This is a genomic window from Burkholderia sp. Ac-20365 (assembly GCF_017104715.1).
GTDB lineage: Bacteria > Pseudomonadota > Gammaproteobacteria > Burkholderiales > Burkholderiaceae > Paraburkholderia.
The window spans coordinates 125,250-146,168 of sequence record NZ_JAAGPI010000013.1 but is presented as its reverse complement, the minus strand read 5'-3'; the positions used below and the strand labels follow the sequence as shown (position 1 = coordinate 146,168).

General features: G+C 61.5%; 20 protein-coding genes and 1 tRNA gene. 13 read left to right on the top strand and 8 right to left on the bottom strand.

Annotated features, from left to right (window positions below; translation table 11 throughout):
• The first annotated feature begins 57 nt into the window (after nt 1-57).
• Nucleotides 58-579 (top strand): GNAT family N-acetyltransferase, encoded by a 522-nt coding sequence (locus G3O01_RS23180; protein WP_205808017.1) that lies wholly within the window; start codon nt 58-60, stop codon nt 577-579.
• On the opposite strand, the gene G3O01_RS23175 is transcribed toward G3O01_RS23180, so the two are convergent.
• From G3O01_RS23175 to G3O01_RS23150, 6 genes are all read right to left on the bottom strand, one after another.
• Nucleotides 567-1,394, bottom strand: coding sequence for a MipA/OmpV family protein (locus G3O01_RS23175; RefSeq protein WP_205808014.1), 828 nt, complete (start codon nt 1,392-1,394; stop codon nt 567-569). The two genes, G3O01_RS23180 and G3O01_RS23175, sit on opposite strands and share 13 nt — an antisense overlap.
• Nucleotides 1,394-2,284 (bottom strand): alpha/beta fold hydrolase, encoded by an 891-nt coding sequence (locus G3O01_RS23170; RefSeq protein WP_205808011.1) that lies wholly within the window; start codon nt 2,282-2,284, stop codon nt 1,394-1,396. The genes G3O01_RS23175 and G3O01_RS23170 overlap by 1 nt, the downstream gene beginning before the upstream one ends.
• Nucleotides 2,281-3,132, bottom strand: coding sequence for a DUF4118 domain-containing protein (locus G3O01_RS23165; RefSeq protein ID WP_205808008.1), 852 nt, complete (start codon nt 3,130-3,132; stop codon nt 2,281-2,283). The genes G3O01_RS23170 and G3O01_RS23165 overlap by 4 nt, the downstream gene beginning before the upstream one ends.
• Nucleotides 3,133-3,435: 303 nt before the next feature.
• Nucleotides 3,436-4,533 (bottom strand): branched-chain amino acid ABC transporter substrate-binding protein, encoded by a 1,098-nt coding sequence (locus G3O01_RS23160; protein WP_241024212.1) that lies wholly within the window; start codon nt 4,531-4,533, stop codon nt 3,436-3,438.
• A gap of 174 nt (nt 4,534-4,707) precedes the next feature.
• Complete coding sequence (locus G3O01_RS23155) at nt 4,708-6,063, bottom strand: amidase (RefSeq protein WP_205808006.1); 1,356 nt, start codon at nt 6,061-6,063, stop codon at nt 4,708-4,710.
• Nucleotides 6,064-6,068: 5 nt separating this feature from the next.
• On the bottom strand, nt 6,069-6,752 hold the full coding sequence (locus G3O01_RS23150; protein WP_205808002.1) for a DUF2848 domain-containing protein: 684 nt from the start codon (nt 6,750-6,752) through the stop codon (nt 6,069-6,071).
• A 187-nt stretch (nt 6,753-6,939) separates the two neighbouring features.
• On the opposite strand from G3O01_RS23150, the gene G3O01_RS23145 reads away from it, so the two are divergent.
• The 6 genes from G3O01_RS23145 (at nt 6,940) to G3O01_RS23120 (ending at nt 13,280) form a co-directional block, all read left to right on the top strand.
• A complete protein-coding gene (locus G3O01_RS23145; protein ID WP_205807999.1) occupies nt 6,940-7,884 on the top strand; it encodes a LysR family transcriptional regulator in 945 nt (314 codons plus the stop codon).
• A 31-nt stretch (nt 7,885-7,915) separates the two neighbouring features.
• Complete coding sequence (locus G3O01_RS23140) at nt 7,916-8,458, top strand: ureidoglycolate lyase (protein WP_205807996.1); 543 nt, start codon at nt 7,916-7,918, stop codon at nt 8,456-8,458.
• A 251-nt stretch (nt 8,459-8,709) separates the two neighbouring features.
• Nucleotides 8,710-11,109, top strand: a complete 2,400-nt coding sequence (locus G3O01_RS23135; RefSeq protein WP_205807979.1) for a glucose/quinate/shikimate family membrane-bound PQQ-dependent dehydrogenase — start codon at nt 8,710-8,712, stop codon at nt 11,107-11,109.
• Nucleotides 11,110-11,603: 494 nt separating this feature from the next.
• A complete protein-coding gene (locus G3O01_RS23130; RefSeq protein WP_205807977.1) occupies nt 11,604-11,756 on the top strand; it encodes a hypothetical protein in 153 nt (50 codons plus the stop codon).
• 340 nt (nt 11,757-12,096) lie between these two features.
• The gene (locus G3O01_RS23125; protein WP_205807974.1) at nt 12,097-12,642 is read left to right on the top strand and encodes a sigma-70 family RNA polymerase sigma factor; all 546 of its coding nucleotides are present in this window, start codon (nt 12,097-12,099) and stop codon (nt 12,640-12,642) included.
• A complete protein-coding gene (locus G3O01_RS23120; protein ID WP_205807971.1) occupies nt 12,639-13,280 on the top strand; it encodes a DUF1109 domain-containing protein in 642 nt (213 codons plus the stop codon). The genes G3O01_RS23125 and G3O01_RS23120 overlap by 4 nt, the downstream gene beginning before the upstream one ends.
• A gap of 20 nt (nt 13,281-13,300) precedes the next feature.
• Here the strand turns inward: G3O01_RS23120 and G3O01_RS23115 are convergent, their stop codons facing one another.
• Entirely contained in the window at nt 13,301-14,455 is a 1,155-nt protein-coding gene (locus G3O01_RS23115) for a citrate synthase family protein (RefSeq protein WP_205808214.1), read from the bottom strand.
• A 185-nt stretch (nt 14,456-14,640) separates the two neighbouring features.
• Between G3O01_RS23115 and G3O01_RS23110 the strand changes: the two genes are divergently transcribed.
• The 6 genes from G3O01_RS23110 (at nt 14,641) to G3O01_RS23085 (ending at nt 19,950) form a co-directional block, all read left to right on the top strand.
• Nucleotides 14,641-16,008, top strand: a complete 1,368-nt coding sequence (locus G3O01_RS23110; protein ID WP_205807968.1) for an MFS transporter — start codon at nt 14,641-14,643, stop codon at nt 16,006-16,008.
• Nucleotides 16,009-16,021: 13 nt separating this feature from the next.
• On the top strand, nt 16,022-17,017 hold the full coding sequence (locus G3O01_RS23105) for a 2-hydroxyacid dehydrogenase (protein WP_205807966.1): 996 nt from the start codon (nt 16,022-16,024) through the stop codon (nt 17,015-17,017).
• Between the two features lie 75 nt (nt 17,018-17,092).
• Nucleotides 17,093-17,365, top strand: a complete 273-nt coding sequence (locus G3O01_RS23100) for a DUF2934 domain-containing protein (RefSeq protein WP_205807963.1) — start codon at nt 17,093-17,095, stop codon at nt 17,363-17,365.
• A gap of 135 nt (nt 17,366-17,500) precedes the next feature.
• Nucleotides 17,501-17,585 (top strand) — tRNA-Leu (locus G3O01_RS23095).
• Between the two features lie 381 nt (nt 17,586-17,966).
• Nucleotides 17,967-19,535 carry a flavin monoamine oxidase family protein gene (locus G3O01_RS23090; RefSeq protein WP_241024196.1) on the top strand — a complete coding sequence of 523 codons (1,569 nt, stop codon included), beginning with the start codon at nt 17,967-17,969 and terminating at the stop codon, nt 19,533-19,535.
• The gene (locus G3O01_RS23085; protein WP_205807942.1) at nt 19,528-19,950 is read left to right on the top strand and encodes a cytochrome c; all 423 of its coding nucleotides are present in this window, start codon (nt 19,528-19,530) and stop codon (nt 19,948-19,950) included. The genes G3O01_RS23090 and G3O01_RS23085 overlap by 8 nt, the downstream gene beginning before the upstream one ends.
• Before the next feature lie 292 nt (nt 19,951-20,242).
• On the opposite strand, the gene G3O01_RS23080 is transcribed toward G3O01_RS23085, so the two are convergent.
• Nucleotides 20,243-20,701 carry a hypothetical protein gene (locus tag G3O01_RS23080; protein ID WP_241024195.1) on the bottom strand — a complete coding sequence of 153 codons (459 nt, stop codon included), beginning with the start codon at nt 20,699-20,701 and terminating at the stop codon, nt 20,243-20,245.
• Between the last annotated feature and the right edge of the window lie 218 nt (nt 20,702-20,919).

Below are 20,919 nucleotides of genomic sequence, written 5' to 3'. Positions count from 1 at the left end.
CGCTTCTTGCGCCACGCTTAAGGTAATGCCTCGCACATTGCCCGAGAGCGCATCTGTATGAACACCGGCACGACCTTTCCCCGCATCACCCTCTTTCAGAATTCGCACACCGACGAAGCGGTCGGCCTGATCCTGCATATCCAGAATGTCGAAAGCCAAGTCGGTATATCGATTGAAGATCAGCCCGAGCTTCTCGACATCCACGGGAAGTTCATCGCGAACGGCGGCGGATTCTGGGTCGCGCTCGATTCCGACGAGCATGTGGTCGGCACGATTGCATTGCAGATCGTGACGGCAAAAGTTGCCGTGCTGAAGAAGTTCTTTGTATCCGCCGCGTGGCGAGGCGCGGGAAAAGGATGCGCGTCGCGGCTTTACGACGCGCTCATCGCGCATGCAAGACTCAAGGGCATCGAGACGATCCTGCTCGATACGCCGTCGGTGTCGACGCGCTCACATGAGTTCTATCGACGCCAGGGATTCCGGCAGATCGCGGCAAGCGAACTGCCCGTCACGTACGCTTATCCGGATCGGGATTCGCTGCTGTTCAGGTTCGACATCGGGTCGGGTCAGAAGCGGTAGTTCACGGACGCAAGCGTATTGAGTTCGCTTCGACGCTCGGTAATCGGACTTCCCGCTGCATAGTGCTGTAAACGCCCCAGCGTCACCGCAACCGATGCCGCCCAGTGCTTCGAAATATCGTAGCTGACATAGCCGTTCAGATGCACATCGCGAATGCCCGAACCGGTGTTATACGCGGGCAATCCGGAAGCAGCGCTCTGCTTCGTCGATACGCCGAAGAATGTGCGCGTATAAAGTGCATCGGCCCAGGTAAAGCCTGGGCCAACTGAGAACAGCCATCCGCCCGCAGGAAGCGACGCGTACAGGTCAGTCGTAATGTACTTGCCCTGTCCATGCCCGGCGAGATCCTGATACAGCGCGACCGATCCCGTGAATGCCCACAGCGTGTAATCGGCAAATACCTTGAGCTTCGGGCTGCCGTCGACATTGCCGAGCCCATGCAGATGCGGATCGTCTTTCTCGTCTCGCGACTGGAAGTCGAAGCTGAGCGCCGCGCCGACGTGGTAGTTCTCGCTGCGTATCACGTTCAGGCCCAGCACGTCGGGGCCTTGCGAGAACACGCGGTCGTCATAAGAGACGTCGAGCGCGGGGTACGGGATGTAGCGCAGTTCGTGCGAACCCGGATACTGCGGCGTGATGATGAGGCCCGGTCCGACGCCGATCTTCCATTTGCTCGCCGGCTGCGCTGTCGCGGTGCTGTCCTGCGCGGCGGGCGCGTCTTCGGCCATGGCGCCGGCCGCGTGAATCATCAGTGAAAACGCCGCGGCAACCGTAGCGGCCTGCTTTGCCCCGGCGAACGAAACAGCTTTGGTCATTACGCGCGTCCTTTACCCATCGCAGCCAGTTGCCGCAGCCGGCGTGCGAGCGCCTTCGACACCACAGGCTTACCGCCCGCATCGCCCGTGCGGCTGGTGATTTCGCTTTCGCGCAGAAACAGCGCCGTTTCGCGCGCGACGATTTCGCGCTCGTTATCGGATGTGATCATGTGATACGAATCGTCGAGCCAGATCGTACGCAAGAACGTCGACCCAATCGACGAAGCCACGAAACGCGGATTGCGTGGGCTCGACGTTTCGTCGTCGATTGCGTGGATGATCAGGCAGTCGTTGCGGATCGCGCGCACCTGCGAGCGCACGTTCGCAGCAAGCCGGCTGGCTTCGTGCAAGGCGGGCAGCGAGATGGTCGACGGCCCGACTTCGCTGAAGTCGTCGCGTTCCATCGCGCGTGCAATCTTGGCCCGCAGCGCGTCGTTGCGCAGTCCGTATGGCTCCGATTCACGATAGCGATAGCGCGAGCGCAGCGGCGAGTAATACGCCCAGTTCAGCAGAAAGCGGTACCACGGAATGGCCCAGCCATCGTAGGCGAGCGTCAGCGACAACAGCGCGACGGCCTGCGCCTGCGGCCGGCGATGCACGAGTGCCAGCGCGAGCGCTGCGCCGATCGACAGCCCGCAGATCGACACGCGCTCGTAGCGCGCGGCAAGCGCATCGTATTCGCGCGTCGCCGCGTCGAGCCAATGCTCCATCGCCTGTTCCTGCGAGCCGGCTGTGTAACCGTTCAGCACGGGCACGCATGTCGTGAATCCCTCGTCGCTCAGGAAGCGCGCGAGATAGCGCAATTCGAGCGGCGAACTGGACAGGCCGTGCAGCATCAGGACCGCATGGCTGTCGCCTTCGTTGAAGATCGTCTGGACTGACGCTTTCATGGGTGTGGCTCGCCAATGCGCAACACGAGGAAATCGCCCGCGTGCGTCGTGAACCGTTCGCAGACGCAGTCGACGAGTTGCGCTGCGCTGTCGGACGTTGCCGCTTGAGTGCCCGGGGACGTGTGCCCGGCCGCCGCGTCGCGTGTGCGCAGCCGCAGGCGGTGCGAGCCCGGCCACAGCGCCTTCGAAAGGCGACGCACATCTTCCGGCTCGACGTCATCGAAACGGGAGCCGGGTGCGATCTCGGCAGGCGGAAGCGCGACGGCAGGTGCGCTCGCAGCGGCCTCGCGCGCGCTGCCAGCGTCAGCGCCGTCGCTCCATGCGGGCGAGCGCTCGAGCGCCTGGATCAGCACGAGGGATTTGCTGTGTTGGGACAGATGATGCAGCAGCCGATGCGTTTCATCGACGGCACGACGCGCGAGCATGCGGTCGTTATCGTGGCGCAACAGCATTTCGTAACGCGACTGCGCAACCGACGTAATCAGCTCGGCGCGAAACTGCGCGCGCCGCAAGCGTTCGACCAGCGTAATGACCACGAGCGCAACGAGCGGATACGAGATCACGAACAAAACGTCTGAACGATTGATGACGCCAAGCGCCGCATAAGGCGGGACGAACAGGTAGTCGGCGATGCCAAGACCGGCCAGCATCACGGTCAACGCCGGTGCAAGCCCAAAGTAATATTCGACCAGCACCGCGGCAATGGCGAACGCCGTGCCCGGCATCACAGGACCGAGCAGCGGGTGCAACATCAGGCGCACGCCTGCCGCGATACAGAGCGCGGCAACCGCTGCAAACCATCGCCGCGCCCCCCGAGGCGCCCAGCGACGGGCATTTTGAACTTGCATGAATATCGTTTGCCGGACTACCGGACGTACTTTCGACGATGGCCGATACGGCCAGGTTGAGCGGCCAATCTAAGAAACTATAAGAAAAGCCGCAAACGGTCCGAACGATATCACACGTAATCCGCCGTAATACTTGAAGCCGTCCAAATTTCAGCATTTATGCGACGTTAGCGCCCCCTTTTATGCGCGCTAACGTTTGCAGGTGTTTAGGGGATCGAAGGCGAGGCGGGAAGCGCGAGAGGTCTTTTTTACCGGCTCATGGTGGCTCGATCTGCATGGTCCGCGCCTCGCGCGGACTCGACATCACATGCGAATCACATCCATCACGGTCTTCTTCCTGTCCTTGAACTGATAGATCGTGATCGCGGCATCCTTCAGATCGCCGTGCGGATCGAAGGCGATTTTACCGATCACACCGTCATACTGCGTGACAGGCATCGCGGCAAGAATCTTCGCGCGCTCCGTCGAATTCGCGCGCTTCATCGCGTCGTAGATCACGTAGACAGCATCGTAGGCAAACGGCGCGTAGGCATCGATGGGCACCTTGTAGCGCGCCGTATAGCGACGATCGAACTCCTGTCCCTTCGGCATCTTCGAAAGCGCGAGCCCTGCTTCGGAACACACCACGTTGCCGATCGCGTCGCCTGCAAGGCTCACCATCTTCTCCGTGCACGCGCCGTCGCCGCCCAGCACACTCGCCGTCATGCCGAGATTCGCCGCCTGCTTCGCAAGCGGCCCGGCCGTTGCATCGGAGCCGCCGTACATGATCACATCGGGCCGCAAGCCCTTGATCTTCGTGAGAATCGCACGGAAGTCGGTTGCCTTGTCGTTGGTCGCTTCGCGCGCGATGATCGTGCCGCCATTGGCCTTCGCCGCTTTCATGAATTCTTCGGCGAGGCCTTGACCATATGCCGTCGAATCGTCGATCACGGCAATTCGTTTCGCGTGCAACGAATTGATCGCATAGCGCGCGAGCGCCGGTCCCTGCAATGCATCCGTCGCCACCACACGGAACGTCGTCTTGTAGCCCTGCTGCGTGTAGGCCGGATTCGTCGAGCCTTGCGAAATCTGCACGACTTGCGCTTCGCTATAAATGCGCGACGCGGGAATCGATACGCCCGAGTTGATATCGCCGACCACGGCCACGACGCCTTCATCGACGAGCTTCTGCGCGACCTGCGTACCCGTGCGCGGGTCGGCGGCATCGTCCTGCGAATCAAGCTGCAGACGCACCGGTTTGCCGCCGATCACAGGGTGCTGGCTATTGATCTCGTCGATAGCGAGGCGCGCAGCATTCTCGCTGTCCTTACCCATGTTCGCGAGTTGCCCCGTGAGCGGCGCCGCGTGACCGATCAGCACGACAGCGGGAGTGGCATCGGCGGCATAGGCCGATGCCTGCATGGCGGTCAGCGCAACGACACCGGCCAGAGAGCGAAAGTTTTGATTCACGGGCTGCCTCACATCGGTTATGAAGTTAAATGAGCGCTATGGTTTGAATCGCGCCTGAAATCCAGTATTCGTTCGCCGTAATTGCGCGTCCAACGAGAAATTCTTTTTGCCGCCGATAAACAAACGTTATGCGGCAGCGACATCCATGCTTTGACGCAGCAGCACTTCGACGCTGCGGCCGATTGCGAGAATCGATGCATCGGCAAGCGCCGGTCCGCAGATCGATAGTCCGACTGGCAGTTCGCCTTCGCGATGGCAAGGCAACGTCAGCGCGCAACCGTCCATGAAGTTCACGACACTGGGATTGCGCAGCACTTTTGCGTTCGTTGCGAAGAACGCTTCGTCGTCGTGTTCGACCTGCGCGATGGCAGGCGGTACGACCGCGACGGTCGGCATCAGCCAGGCGTCGAAGCGCGCGAGCCGCGAGCGCGCGTCGCGCACGAAGCGTTCGCGTGCGGCCAGCAGATCGATATAGTCAGCGGCGCTGCGCCCTTCTCCCGCGCGCAAACGCTTCAGCACGCGCGGGTCATACGCGTCGGCGTCGCCCGCAACGTGCTCACGATGCCACGCCCACGCCTGCGCAGCCGTAATGCCCGCGAGCGGATAGCGTCCCGCTACTTCATGCAGTTCCGGAAACGCAAAGCGTTCGACCGATGCACCCGCGCGCCGCAACCTCCCGATTGCACGGTTGAATGCAGTGCTGACGGTTTCGTCGAGATCATCGGCTACATAGTCGGACGTGACGCCCAGACGGAGTCCCGCGAGCGGGCGCGGCGCCGTGTCCAGCGCTTGCCCGGAGACGATGCTGTCGATCAGCGCACAACAGTCGACGCTGCGCGCAATCGGCCCAACCGAATCGAACGATGACGACAGCGGCACGATGCCTTCGAGCGGCACACGCCGCGCCGTCGGTTTGAATCCGACCAGTCCGCAGAACGCCGCCGGAATGCGGACCGAGCCGCCCGTGTCCGTGCCGAGCGCCGCAGCCACATGCCCGAGCGCGACAGACACCGCCGCGCCCGAACTCGAACCGCCTGCGAGCCGCCCAGCGTGAGCGGGATTGAGCGGCGTTCCGTAGTGCGGATTCACGCCAAGCCCGGAGAACGCAAACTCGCTCATATTGGTGCGACCGACAAACACCGCGCCCGCTTCGCGCAACCGCGCCACGGCGGCCGCATCGCGCACGGCGGGCGCGGTATCGCGCAGTATTCGCGAGCCGGCCGTCGTCACCTGCCCTTTGATGTCGAACAGATCCTTCACCGAAACCGGCACGCCCGCCAGCGCAGAAGGCACATAGCCGCGCTCGCGAAATGCGTCGCTGGCGTCGGCCGCTTCGCGCGCCGCCAGCCGGTCGATGTGCGTGTAGGTCGCGCCGCCGCGCGCAAGATCGGCATCGATGGCCGCGAGACTCGCATCGAGCAATTCGCCCGCCGACAGGCTTTTCGTCGCGAGCGCCTTGCCGGATTCACGGATAGTGCGCATCGCCATCACTCCGCATGCGCAAGCGCATCGACGCTATAGCGATGCCGCAAGCTGCGTCCGAGCACTGGATCATGCAACTCCAGTTCATACGCGCTCGCGGGCGTCAGCGCGCCAAGCACGGGCTGTGTGCCGCAGAACAGCACCGTCTCCGGAATCATCGACGTCGAACCGAACGCACGCCAGATCAGCGGCTCGGGATGCATCAGCCGCGCGAGCGTGCCTTCCTGATAGCGGATGCGCTCGCCATTCGCATCGAGGCGCCAGCTGCGCGCGATCAGCGCGTCCCAATGCGCGGCCACTTCCGCGTACCGCCACAGCGTCTTGCCGAGCGGTTTCGCGCACATCTGCTTCGACACGGCAACGTCGTAGCCTTCGACCTTGCGGTCCGTATGATCGGAACCGATACCGACCAGCAAGCCGTCCGCTTCCGTCTGCAACAGCACGACTTCCACTTCACCCGACGAATGCTCGCCGATCACTTCGATGCCGTCCGACGTCGTCAGCAACGCAGGTGCGACTTCATAGAAACACGGCACGCTCGACGGCCGGCGCACGCCGATCGCTTCCAGTTCGCGGATATGATGCTCGACCTCGGCCGCATCGCGTCCCGCCCAGCCCGCAATCACGAGACGGCTCGCGCTGATTTCAACTGGCAACCCGCCTTCGATTTCACACGACACTTTCTTCATTGCAACGTCCTCTGTTTTGACAATCTGTTTGCCCCTTCACAAGCGGGTATTCGCTGCAAAGTTTTGGCGCGTACCGAAGGCGTGTCCAACAAATTAAAGTTGTCGCGCGGCTGAAAATTTTCTTGTCACATGCGGCGGGACGCGGCGCTACACTGAGCCATTCGTGCTTGCCTCGTCAGGGTTGTGAATGAATCTGCGATTTCTGGAAACCTTTGTCTGGCTTGCGCGGCTGCGCAGCTTCCGGCTGACAGCCGAACGTCTGCACGCAACCCAGGCGGCCATTTCGAGCCGCATTTCCGCGCTCGAACAGGAACTCGGCGTGCGGCTGTTCGAGCGCGGCTCGAAGGAAGCGACGCTCACGCAGGACGGCACCAAGGCGCTGCCTTTCGCCGAACAGATGCTGAAGCTGAATCAGGCGATGCTCGCAAGCGTCGGCGATCGCTCGAAGGTGTCGGGCCTGCTGCGGCTTGGCGCGATCGAATCGATAGTGCATACATGGTTGCCCGATCTGCTCAAGCGTATCCGCGACGAGTATCCGAACCTCGTGATCGAACTGACCAGCGATACGTCCGCGAATCTCTCGGCTCAACTTGCGAATGGACACATCGACGTGTCATTCCAGACGACGACTGTCGCGGGCGCCGATATGACCAACGTGCCGCTCGGCAGCCTGCCGATGCGCTGGATGGCGAGCCCCGCGCTCAATCTGTCCGCGCAGGCGCTGACTGAAACTGAACTGGCCGCGTATCCCGTCATCAGCTTCGCGCGCCATTCGCCGCCGCATGAGTTTCTCGCTGGCCTGTTCGCGGCGAGTGGCGACGTGCAGGTGCAGATCAACTGTCTTTCGTCGGTGGCGGCGATCATCCGGCTCGTTATCGACGGGTTCGGCATCGCCGTGCTGCCACCCGCATTCGTGATGCGCGAACTCGAAGCGGGCCAGTTGCAACTGCTGCAAGTCACGCATCGTGTGCCGGCCTTGCCGCTCGTCGCCGCCTATCGACGCACGCCTGACAGCCTGCTCGCCGAGTCGATCACGCGGCTCGCGCTAAACGTCGTGCTCGATTTCAGCCTGAAACATGGGCCCGAATTCGCGTTGTTCCCGCCATCGGACGACGCCATCACACACGCCTGACCGATCCATTTATCGATACAAGTACGCCGACATGCTGACCGCTCTCTCCATTCCAGTCGAACCACTCGAAGCGCATCGCTGCGAACCGTATGGCTGGCTGCTCGGAAAGCCTGTGCGCACGGACGGCGACGCGCCCGCGTTCGTCAGTCCAGCATCGGATTTCTGGCGTGAGCATCTGTTCGACACCGGCACGGATGGAGAAACGGAAATACTGTGGGTGGTGTATCGCAATCGCAAACCGGAGATTGCGTCGCTCGAATTGCATCGTCTGACGCAGCAGGCGATCGTGCCGTTGACCGCGCCCGTCGTGCATATCGTCGCAACCTCGCTCGAAGACGGTGAGCCCGATCTCGCTTCGTTGCGTGCATTCGAGATTCCCGTTGGCAAGGGTCTTTGCATGCGTCCGAATATCTGGCATGCAACGCGTGTCGCAAATAGCGAGTCGACCTGTCTCATGCTCACGCGTCCTTCAACGACTTACGATCTCGTCGTCCATCTGAAGACAGGTGCGCCTGCTTGCGAAAGTGTGATCAAGCCCATCGAAACGCGCACGCTCGAATCCGGCACGCCCTGAACATCTGCACGCCAGTATTCACGCACGCGTACCACGCCTTCAGATAGTTTCGTTTCCTGACTTCTCACTTGCGATGCATCCAGACACGGTGCACGATGAGGCGGTGTCTGCAGGACCCATGCGCGATAGTCACGCACATCGTCCTCTGCACCGATCCACTTCGCATAGTGAGCAGGTCCGCATGTTGCTAAGCGATAGCGTTGAACATCGCACGCGTAGCACGTGAACGCACGGAACAGGAGGCTTACAGCATGAACGAAGCGCGCAAAGCGGATACGTCGGGCATCGCACGCTGGCTCAGCGTTATCTTCGCCCTGCTTGCCGGACTGTATCTGCTGGCAGGCGGCATCTGGCTGGTGACGATAGGCGGCTCGCCTTACTACATCGTCGCCGGGATCGTTCTGCTTGCGGTTGCGTGGCTGACCCATCGCGGCAACGGGCTTGCGCTTTCGCTATACGCGCTGCTGCTGATCGGCACGCTGATATGGGCCGTCTTCGAAGCAGGCTTCGATTTCTGGGCACTCGCGCCGCGCACCGATATTCTCGTGCTGTTCGGCATCTGGCTGCTGTTGCCGTTCGTCTACCGTCTATTCGATTCATCCGCGCGGCGCGGCGGCGCCATTGCGCTCGTGGTGTGCCTCGTTCTGACGGGCGTTGCGCTCGCGTATGCCGCATTCAACGATCCGCAGGAGATCAACGGCAAGGTTGCGGAGAACGCTGCGGCATCGCTTGCACAATCCGATACGCCCGCCGGCGACTGGACAGCATACGGCCGCACGCAAGCGGGAACGCGCTATTCGCCGCTCACGCAGATCAACCAGGACAACGCAAAAGACCTGCAGGTTGCGTGGACCTTTCAGACAGGCGACAAGAAAGGCCCGAACGATCCCGTTGAAATCACCGACGAAGTCACGCCGCTAAAAGCAGGCGACATGCTTTATCTGTGCTCGCCGCATCAGATCCTGTTCGCGCTCGATGCTGCAACGGGCAAGGAAAAATGGCGCTTCGATCCCGGCCTGAAGACCGACCCGAGCTTCCAGCACGTGACCTGTCGCGGCGTGTCGTATCACGAGACGGCCGCTGCCGCCGCCGCAAAAGATGCTGCAGCACAAAGCGCATTGCCGGCCTGCGCGCGACGCGTGATCCTTCCCGTCAACGATGGCCATCTGTACGAACTCGATGCCGCCACGGGGCAGCGCTGCGCCGGCTTCGCCAACAACGGCGACCTCGATCTGCAACATCTGCAACCGGTGAAGACGGCCGGCCAATACGAGCCAACGTCGCCGCCCATCGTCACCGACAAGATCATCGTCATGGCCGGCGCGGTGACGGACAACTATTCGACGCGCGAGCCATCAGGCGTGATACGCGGCTTCGACGTCGATACAGGCAAACTCGTGTGGGCGTTCGATCCGGGCTCGGACACGCCGAATGCCATTCCCGACGACCAGCACGCGTTCACACTCAATTCGCCGAACTCGTGGGCGCCCGCTGCCTACGATGCGAAGCTCGACCTCGTCTATCTGCCGATGGGCGTGAAGACGCCCGACATCTGGGGCGGCGATCGCACGCCACAGTACGAGCGCTATGCGAGCGGCTTGCTTGCGCTGCATGCATCGACAGGCAAGCTCGCGTGGTTCTACCAGACCGTGCATCACGATCTGTGGGACATGGACCTGCCCGCGCAGCCGACCATCGCCGATATCACCGACCGAAGCGGCAACGTCGTGCCTGCGATCTACGCGCCCGCGAAGACAGGCAACATCTTCGTGCTCGATCGCCGCACGGGTACGCCGATCGTGCCCGCGCCCGAGCAACCGGTGCCGCAGGGCGCGGCGCAAGGCGATCGGCTTTCGCCGACACAGCCGTACTCGCAACTCACTTTCCGCCCCGCGAAGAACCTGACGGGCGCGGATATGTGGGGTGCAACGATGTTCGACCAGCTCGCGTGCCGCGTGATCTTTCACCGGCTACGCTACGAAGGTCCGTTCACGCCGCCGTCGGAACAGGGCACGCTGGTCTTTCCGGGCAATCTCGGCATGTTCGAATGGGGCGGGCTCGCCGTCGATACCGACCGGCAACTCGCAATCGCAAACCCTATCGCGCTGCCGTTCGTGTCGAAGCTGGTCGCGCGTGGGCCGAACAACCCCATCCAGCCGCCTGAAAACAGCCAGGGCGGCCCCGGCACGGAATCCGGTATCCAGCCTCAATACGGCGTGCCGTTCGGCGTAGAGCTCAATCCTTTTTTGTCGCCGATTGGTTTGCCATGCAAGGAACCCGCATGGGGCTACGTTGCGGCGCTCGATCTGAAGACGAACCAGGTGGTGTGGAAAAAGCGCATCGGCACGGTTCGCGATAGTGCGCCGGTGCCCTTGCCGTTCAAGATGGGCATGCCGATGCTCGGCGGGCCGATGACGACGGCAGGCCATGTGTTCTTCATCGGTGCGACGGCCGATAATTATCTGCGGGCTTTCAGCACCGATACGGGCGAAGAGCTGTGGCGCGCGCGGTTGCCTGCGGGTGGGCAGGCTACGCCGATGACCTATGAGGCGAATGGCAAGCAGTTTGTGGTGATTGCCGCAGGCGGGCATGGGTCGTTTGGGACGAAGCTCGGGGATTATGTGATTGCGTATGCGTTGCCCGGGAAATGATTTTGGGTTTTGGTTTTTGGTTTTGCTTCGGCGCTGGCATCCGCGTTTTGTCTTGCCTGCTTCAAGCGTCGCCCCTGTGCGGGGCGGCACTTACTTTCTTTGCCGCCGCAAAGAAAGTAAGCAAAGAAAGCGGGCTAACACCGCCCGTTCTTGACCTCCGCCTGAGGGCCCCCAACAGTTCCTCCGCTTCACACGGCGTCCTGTGACTCAATGCCCATTGCCAGCGCTCCGAACGGGCGCCTCACCCACTTCAATCACCCGTAGCGCATCCAGCGGCAGCGAAAGGCCACGGCCGCCCAGGTGGCAAACTGTGTGTAGGTCGTAATACTCCACACCTCAGCGCTCTTACGACACCGATCCCGCTTTCCTGCCGCGACCTTGCTTTTCGGTCCAGAGTGGTGCGCATGCGCCGCGACAGCCTACACACAGTTTGCCGCTATAGAACGTGGGGGATGCGATCGCGTATGGGGCGACGCGGGAGCGTGAAGCGGGTGATGAGCCAATTCGAAGCGTGGGCAGCGGGCATCGAGAAGAGAGATGTCGCAGACAGGATGGGGCTGTTGGGGGCCCGTGGGCGGAAACAAGAACTGGCGGTGTTCAGCGGCTTTCTTTTGCCTACTTTTCTTTGCCGCGGCAAAGAAAAGTAGGTGCCGCCCCGCACAGGGGCGACGCTTGAAGCAGGCAAGACAAATCGCGGATGCCAGCGAAAACAAAAACCACACCACCCAGCGCCGCGACCCAAACCACCCAAAACCCGACAACACATCGCGGATACCAGCGAAAAAAACCACATCTACTGTAACCGCCGGAGGCACCACACCGAACTACCCTTAAAGGAGGCGGACGACACCGATGACCGACGACCGCGTTATAGTGCCGCATCACAATTTCGGCTACGCTGAAACAATCGACCTGAAGCTCGCGGCAGCGGCATCAGGCCACGCACACGCGTCATCATCGCCCCGTCCCGCCAATCGAGGAGGCATATTGCAAGAAGCGGAAAGCCGCCTGAAAGCATTGTTCGTGCGCGGACTCGACGGCGATGCCGACGCCTATCGCAGCTTTCTGCAAGCACTGACGCGGCACCTGCGCGGCTTTTTGCGCAAGCGCATCCCGCACTATCGCGATGACGTCGAAGACCTCGTCCAGGAGATCCTGCTCGCAGTGCATAATGCGCGTCACACCTATCGTCCGGACGAACCGCTGACCGCGTGGCTCCACGCGATCGCCCGCTACAAGCTGATGGACTTCTTCCGCTCGCGCGCCCGCCGCGAATCCCTGAACGACCCGCTCGACGACTACGCCGAACTGCTCGCCGATACCGACGACGAACCCGCCCAGGCGCGTCAGGACATCGGCAAGCTGCTCGAACATCTGCCCGACAAGCAGCGGCTGCCCATCGTGCATATGAAGCTCGAAGGGCTGTCGGTGACGGAAACGGCCCGGCTCACGGGACTGTCGGAATCGGCCGTCAAGGTTGGCGTGCATCGCGGACTCAAGGCGCTGTCCGCACTCATCAGGGGGCAGCGATGAAGACCGACGATCTCATTGGCCTCCTGTCCAACCAGGTGACGCGCGTCGACCGCGGCGCCATCGCGCGCCGTTTCATCAAGGCGCTGCTGCTCGGCGCGCTGGGCTCGCTGGTCCTCATGACCTTCGTGTTCGGCATTCGGCACGATCTCGGCGACGTCATGCGCACGACGATTTTCTGGGCGAAGCTCGCGTATCCGCTCGCCATCGCGGTGGGCGCAATGCTGGCGGTGATGCGGCTTGGCCGGCCCGGTGCGCGGGCGGGCTATTCATGGGCGATCATCGCGTTGCCGTTCGTTGCCGTGTGGATCGCGAGCATGATGGTGCTCGACAGCGCGGCGCCCGGCACGCGCTTGCCTATCGTGCTCGGCCACACGTGGCGCACCTGCCCGTTCAACATCATGCTGCTATCGGTGCCGACGTTTCCCGCCGTATTCTGGGCCGTCAAGGCGCTCGCGCCAACGCAACTGAGGCTGGCGGGCGCCGTCGCCGGTCTGCTCGCGAGTTCGACGGCAACGGTCGTGTACTGCCTGCATTGTCCCGAGATGAGCCCGGCGTTCTGGAGCGTGTGGTACGCAATCGGGATGTTGCTGCCCGCGGGCATCGGCGCGTGGCTCGGGCCGAAGCTGTTGCGCTGGTAACGAAGGCGCGGAGACGATCGTCACGCTTCGGGCTCGCCTCCATCTGCGACGGCGGGCCCGATGTAATGCGCGCGAGGACGCAACAGGCTTCCGCTCGTCATCTGTTCGATCGAATGTGCGGCCCAGCCCACGCTTCTTGCGATACCGAACAAGGCAAAGGCCGCGTCCCGCTGCAATCCGCAATGCTCGACGAGGGCCGCAAGCGCTACGTCGATAGTGGGCGGCCTGCCCGTCAATCTGTCGACGCAAACAATCAGTTCGCGCGTCGTCTGCGACGCCTTCAAGGTCGACAGCAGACACGCCGCGCGTGGATCGCCTTGCGGATAAAGCTCATGCCCGAAACCGGCCAGCGACTTGCTGTCGGCCAGGCGGCGTCGAACGGTTTCCTCCACGCCTGAACGACCCGCTTCGTCGATCAGCGCATACACGCGCGCGATCGCATCGCCATGCAGCGGCCCCGAAAACGAAGCGAGCCCCGCCAGCATGCATGCGCCCAGCGACGCGCCCGTCGATGCCGCGACGCGTGCAGCAAAGGACGAGCTGGTCAGTTCCTGATCGGCGAGCAGTGCGAGCGTCAGGCGGATCAGACCGGCGTGCCGCTCGGCTTGCCATGCGCGCGCGATACGCAGATGCAGCGGCGCCTCCTCATCGCGATCGAGTGCGACGAACGCACTTGCCAGACGGCCGACCAGCGCGGCTGATTCTTCATGCATACGCTCGACGTCTAACGCGTCATTCGAACTGCCATCGGCCGCGGCAACGCTCATCGCGGCATAAACGCGCGCCCTCGCAGAACCATCGATCTCCATCGGCGCGAATGAGGGAAAACGCGGCAACGAAGCCGAATCCCATAGCAACTGGGCAACTTCTTCCAGCGTCGCGCTCGCGGCGAGTTGGATCGCGTCCTGGCCACGGTAGTAGAGCCGCCCGCGAACGATCGTCGAGATATGCGTGTTGATGATCGGCTCGCCCCACGCCATCGTGCTCGCCGCAATGTTCTTGCGCGCCCGGCCGAGGTCGCGCTTTTTCATCAGCGCCGAGATATCCGACGCGCGATAGAGCTTGCGGCTGGTGTGCTCCGGATCCCAGCGCACCTCGATCTGGCCGCGGCTGACATAGGCGTAGAGCGTCTGCTTGCGCACGCCGAGCGACGCGCATGCCTCCTCCTGTGTCATCCAGTTCTTCACGTTGATTGACTCAATCAAGGTTGACGGTCATTAGTGCCGCCGGTTTAATGCAAAACATAAACACACCAGAAGGAACCGCACGGCATGCATCGGCACGCGTTTGCGTACGCTGTAAGCAGTTAGCGTTTCCCCATTCCTGTGATCCGTTCAGCGGCACCAAGGAGGAGATATCGATGGCATCAAACCGAACGACCCAGTATATATCGACCGCGTCGGAACGCATGACGCGCACGCGCTACTCGATCCTTGCGACAATCCTGCTGCTCGCGACAGTCGCGTATGCGGACCGCGCGATCCTGTCGATTGCCGGGCCGGGCATTTCGAAGGAATTCGGCCTGAATCACGTGCAGCTGGGTTACGTGCTCTCGGCGTTCAGCTGGGCCTATGTGGTCGGCCAGATTCCAGGCGGCCTGTTGCTCGACCGCTTCGGCACCAAGAAGATGTACGGCGCGACGCTTGTCTTATGGTCGATTGCAACCATGGCGGTCGGCTTTATCGGCAATATCACGTCGGATCTTTCCGTTGCGCTTTCGCTGCTGTTCGCGCTGCGCTTTGCGCTCGGACTGATTGAAGCGCCAAGCTTTCCCGCGAACGGCCGCGTCGCGGTGATGTGGTTCCCGAAAGAAGAGCGTGGGCTCGCGACATCGCTGTTCGCATCGGCGTCCTATTTCGCGGTCGCAATCTTCTCGCCTCTTGCGGGATGGCTCACCGTGAAATTCGGCTGGCCCGCGCCGTTCTTCGCGCTCGGATTGATCGGCATCGCTGCGGCATTCCTGTGGGCCGCCGTGATGCACGAGCCGCGCAAGCATCCGCGTGTCTCGTCGGGTGAACTCGATCATATCGTTGCGGGTGGCGCGATGATCGACATCGACTCGAAGCACGAATTGCAGACGCGCCCGGCTGCATCGTGGGCGCTGGCGCGCACGCTGCTCGGCAACCGGATGCTGTGGTGCTCGTATATCGGCCAGTATTGCACCATCGCGCTGAGCTACTTCTTCATCACGTGGTTCCCGATCTACCTTGTTCAGGCGCGTGGCATGAACGTGATGGAAGCCGGCTTCGCGACGATGATTCCTGCCATCTCCGGCTTTCTCGGCGGCATTGCGGGCGGCGCTATTTCCGACATGCTGATCCGTCACGGCTGGAGTGTGTCGTGGGCGCGCAAGACGCCGTATATCGTCGGCATGCTGGTGGGTTGCTGCCTCGTGCTGTCGGCCTTCACGGAGAACAACCTCTTCATCGTGCTGCTGATGACGCTCGCCTTCTTCGGCAAAGGCGCAGCGGCGGGCGCGGGCACCTGGGCTATCGTCAGCGATACGGCGCCGCGCGAAGCAGTCGGACTGGCAGGCGCGATCTTCAATTGCGTGGGCAATATCGGCGGTATCGTTACGCCGATCGTGTTCGGCTATATCGTGCAGGCCACGGGTGGCTATACGGTGGGACTCTACTTCGTCGCGGCACACTGCCTTGTCGCCGCTGTCGTGTATCTGCTGTTCATGGGTAACATCAAGCGCGTGCAGATGAGCACGTCTGGGACATAACGGAAAACAAGCTATGCAACAACCGGATACGGCGAAACCGACCATACTCAACGCGGCTGAATTGCCCGAGTGGACCAACGCGGAATTGAAGGCACTTTTCAACGTGCTCGATCTGCCGAAAGATCCTGAAGCCGCTTCCGCGTTTCTCGCGAAGCATGGTCACGAGGTGCGCGGCATCGCGTTGCGCAAGACGAAGATCGACGCCGCGTTTCTCGATGCCGTGCCTGCGCTCGAAATCATTTCGAGCTACAGCGCGGGCCTCGACAATCTCGACGTGCACGCAGCCAAAGCGCGCGGCATCGCGATCGAAAACACGTCGCACATCCTCGCCGAAGATGTCGCGAACGCGGCTGTCGGCCTCGCGCTTGCCGTGACACGCGACTTCATCAACGCGGATGCATTCGTGCGCGCCGGTGCCTGGCCCGAGCATGGGCAATATCCGCTCGGACGTTCGATCTCGCGCATGAAGGTCGGCATCGTCGGACTCGGTACGATCGGGGCGGCCATCGCCCAGCGTCTGCAGGCGTTCGGCTCGGATCTCGCGTATTTCGGCCCGAACCGGAAGCCCGTCGATATGCCGTACTACGACGACATCGTCCGCCTCGCGCGCGATTGCGACATGCTGATTCTGACCTGCCCGCTTTCTCCGTCGACATATCATCTCGTCAATGCGGCCGTGCTCGATGCGCTTGGACGGGATGGGTACCTGGTGAATATTTCGCGCGGTCCGGTAGTGGATGAAGCGGCGCTGATTGCCACGCTCGCTCAAGCCGGAATTGCAGGCGCGGCACTCGATGTGTTCGAGCGCGAACCAGTTGTTCCCGATGCGCTGATCCGCGATCGCCGCGTCGTGCTGACGCCGCATATCGGCTCAGCGACGAGCGAGACGCGGCGCAGCATGGCGGAAAACGTCGTCGATACGCTGGCGCGGCATTTCGGCATTCCCGGTCCGCGCGACAACACGGCGCGTGCTGAACATGCGGACGCACCAGTCGAGAGCATCGGATGAAGTAGCGTGTGAGTCTCCGGGATCAGGCATCGCGAATGCTCAATGCGAATGCGCTACTGATCCAAGGAGAACGACATGGCTGAACTGGGCGGTGAAAGCAATACCGACGAACGGATTCGCGAACGCGCGTACCAACTTTGGGAGCGTGACCCGGATCCGAAGAAGCATGCCGACGAGTATTGGGAAATAGCACGCCGGCAAGTCGAAGCCGAGGGCACGGACGACATATCCGTCGAGCCGACCATCGAGCAATCCGACAAGCGGCAGATGGAAAGCGAAGACCCGCAGGACGACGGCGACGTGCAAGGCGATGCGGCGGGAAAACCTCGCGCGAAGCGGGCGAGATAACGCACGCAGAGGGAAATTGCCCTATCGCGACGCAGGTTCAACGAATGGTTCTCCGTTCGTTGAACCTGCCAGACAAAACTTCTGTTGCTCGCCACTTCAAAAACGAAGAATTAGTCGCTACAATTGCGTCCCCTTGCCCAGGTGGCGGAATTGGTAGACGCACTATCTTGAGGGGGTAGCGCTGAAAGGCGTGCGGGTTCGAGTCCCGCCCTGGGCACCAGAACATATTCAAGCAACAGCACATACCTGCTCGCCAGAGACCCAGACGAAGTTCTAACCTTCGTCCCAGCGGCTGAAATCGCAATGAGCATTCCCTCAATCGCCGCTCTTCATCGAACTGCGAACACATCCGGGCATAGTCCCGGCGCGGCTGCCCCCAGGCTTCGAATCTCTGTCCCCAGTAACGGTCCAATTCACGACACCCGGCAGGCGATCGCATAAAATGAACGGGCCCGTTGCAGTGTGCGCACACGCAACCCCGTAGCATGCAACTCCAGATGGCCAGGGCGCCTGCAATCCTGAATGCCATCTGATTTCATCCGCCATCGTTTCTCTCCAGACGTGACACCACGTCCTTAGGCCGAGAATGACCGCAAATGCGATGAGCCGCCGTCACCTGTTGACGCTGATCGGCAAGAACCTCGGCGCGGCCGCCATGATGCAAGGCATGGGCACGCTTGGATTCGCCGCTCCCTCGACCTACGCCGGACCGGTCCGGCTCGAAGGCGCGCCGAAAGGAACGCGGATTCTCGTGCTCGGCGCGGGCATGGCCGGCCTTGTGGCCGCTTTTGAGTTGAAAAGCGCGGGCTACCAGGTGCAGGTGCTGGAGTACAACAATCGCGCAGGCGGGCGGTCCTGGACTGTCAGAGGCGGTGATCGATATACAGAACTCGGCGGCGCCACACAGTATTGCGATTTCGCTAACGGGCTTTATCTGAATCCAGGGCCGTGGCGCATTCCGTATCACCATCAGGGCGTACTCGACTATGCAAAGCGTCTGAAGGTGCCGCTCGAGCCGTTCATCCAGGTCAATTACAACGCGTACCTGCATTCGACAGAAGCTTTTGGTGGCAAGCCGCAGCGATTCCGCGCGGTGCAGACCGACTATCAAGGCTATATCGCCGAGCTACTTTCCAAGGCAATCCGCAAGGACGCACTCGATGATGCGCTGTCAGTCGAAGATGCGCATCGGCTACTCGAATCCCTGCGCCGATGGGGCGCGCTCGACCGGGATGGAGCCTATCAGGCAGGGCGGCGAAGCAGTGACAGGCGCGGCTACGCGATCGCACATGGCGGCGGTCTGATGCCGGCAGCCGTGCCGTCGGATCTGATCCCGCGCGACCCGCTGCTTGCATCGAGTCTATGGCAATGGCTTTCGACTGGAAACCAGCAGGACTATCAGAGCAGCATTTTCCAGCCCGTCGGCGGCATGGACAGGATTGCCCATGCGCTTCATGCGCAGGTCGCTAGCGCCGTCGTGTTCAACGCCAGAGTCACGGCAATCATGCAGGACGCGCGCGGCGTCACAGTGCGTTATACCGATACGACTACCCGGACCGAACGGAGCGCACACGCGGATTGGCTGGTGTGCACCATTCCACTTTCGATTCTGAGTCAGATCGACATTGCGGTCGGCCCGTCCATGCGCGCCGCAATCGATGCGGTGCCTTACGAGACATCGGTGAAAATCGGGCTGCAATTCGGCCGGCGGTTCTGGGAAGAAGACGAGCAGATTTACGGCGGGATCACGCATACCGACCTGCCGATTTCGACGATCGGCTATCCGGCAACAGGTTACGGATCGACCGGGCCTGCGGTGCTGCTCGGCGCCTACATGTGGGGACCCGCCAGCTATGAGATCGGTGCGTTGTCCCCTCGCGAACGTATCGCGGTGGCGTTGAGTCAGGGTAGCCAGATTCACCCGCAGTACGCGCGCGAGTACCAGAACGGTTTTGCGATGAACTGGAGCCGATCACCGTTCACGAATGGCTGCTTCGCCGCATGGACAGATGAGTTGAGAAAGGCGCATTACGCGAATCTCTGTCAGATCGACGGACGGATCGTGCTTGCCGGAGAACACGCATCCCATATCCCGGCATGGCAGGAAGGCGCCGTGCTGTCGTCGCTGGATGCGATCAGCCGGTTGCATCGGAGAATCGTTAATGGATAGGCTGAAGCTGATCCGTAGCGCGGTGGTGTTGATGGGCTTGCTGGTGGGAGCCGTGGTGATGTCGGCTCGGGCCGTAGCGCAAGACGTATCACGCACGTTTATGATTTCGCCGGGCTATCGCTTTACCGAAACTAGCGGCGAAGCGCTATACAACGCTAGCTGCGCGGGATGTCATATGCCGGATGGAAAAGGTGCACAGGGTGCGGGGCACTATCCGGCGCTCGCTGACAATCCGGCAGTCGAAGCCGCGCCCTATGTCATCGTCAATGTACTGCATGGGCGACGGGGGATGCCGTCGTTTGCAGACGAGATGAGTGATGAGCAGGTCGCCGCTGTTGTGAACTATACGAGAACACATTTCGGTAATCGATTTGCTGGAAGCGTTACGCCGGGCGAGGTTAGAGGTTTGCGCTGAATTTGAGTGATTTGGGTGGCGATGTGTGTCGCCTGGTGAGATCTGTGGTGCGTTCTCGGCTACTGTCGATATTCAGGTGTCGCCGTTCGTGAGGTAGTGTCAGGTCCCTTTGCTGCCATTCGGATCTCGGCATCCCTAATGTCGCGTTCACTACTAGGGGATGCGCACTCTCGACCCGACGCGGACTTTCGATCTGCTCCAGAGCAGACATTTCGCGAGACAAATGAATACAAGAAATTCTCGGCGTTTCCATCTTACAAGCAGTTGGAATAGTAGCCGCAAATTGCGCCGGTCAGTCCGATATGCGTTTAAATCTATAGATCGAGTAATGCTTTGCCGTTCCCGTCGGGATTGCGCCAAACAGCATACTCATGTGAACTTGCATATGGTCCTCAACCATCAGGTCGCCATGCTCGTCGAGGTAAAGCGCAGCCGATGAGTCTGTACTGTTCGGGCCAAACTCCGAACGCCCCGTTCCACTGGCGCCACCCCATACAATTCTTCCGTTTCGACCCGTGCACACGAATCGATCTTTGTCCTCCATAGAGGAGGTGAACTCGACAGGCTGTCCGGTAGCAAAGGCAAGCGTCACAGTCGCCCTTCGATTGTTCCAGGCGATGGATCCGGACTGCGGAGATCTACCCTTTTCTGCCGCCTGCATTTCGCCCGCCTCCAGATCATCCCTGAAAGGAAAGGCATAATCGATACGCAAGCTCTGCTGTGCCTGCCTGGCAGCGGGATCCCCGTCCACCAGCGATCCACGTCCCTCATATTTTCCGCTGAGATCTGGACATGAACTTGATGCGTAATACGCAGGTTCAAGGTTCTTGCCACCTGCGCCCGGATAGCTCGGTGGTGAATGCAAGCATCCGCAGCAAGCGATCGATGCCGTTGTGGCAAATAGGGTCCGCAGCCTCAATTCTGGTCCTTTTTTATCGCGCTCGACAAACCGGGAATCATCGTGCTCTT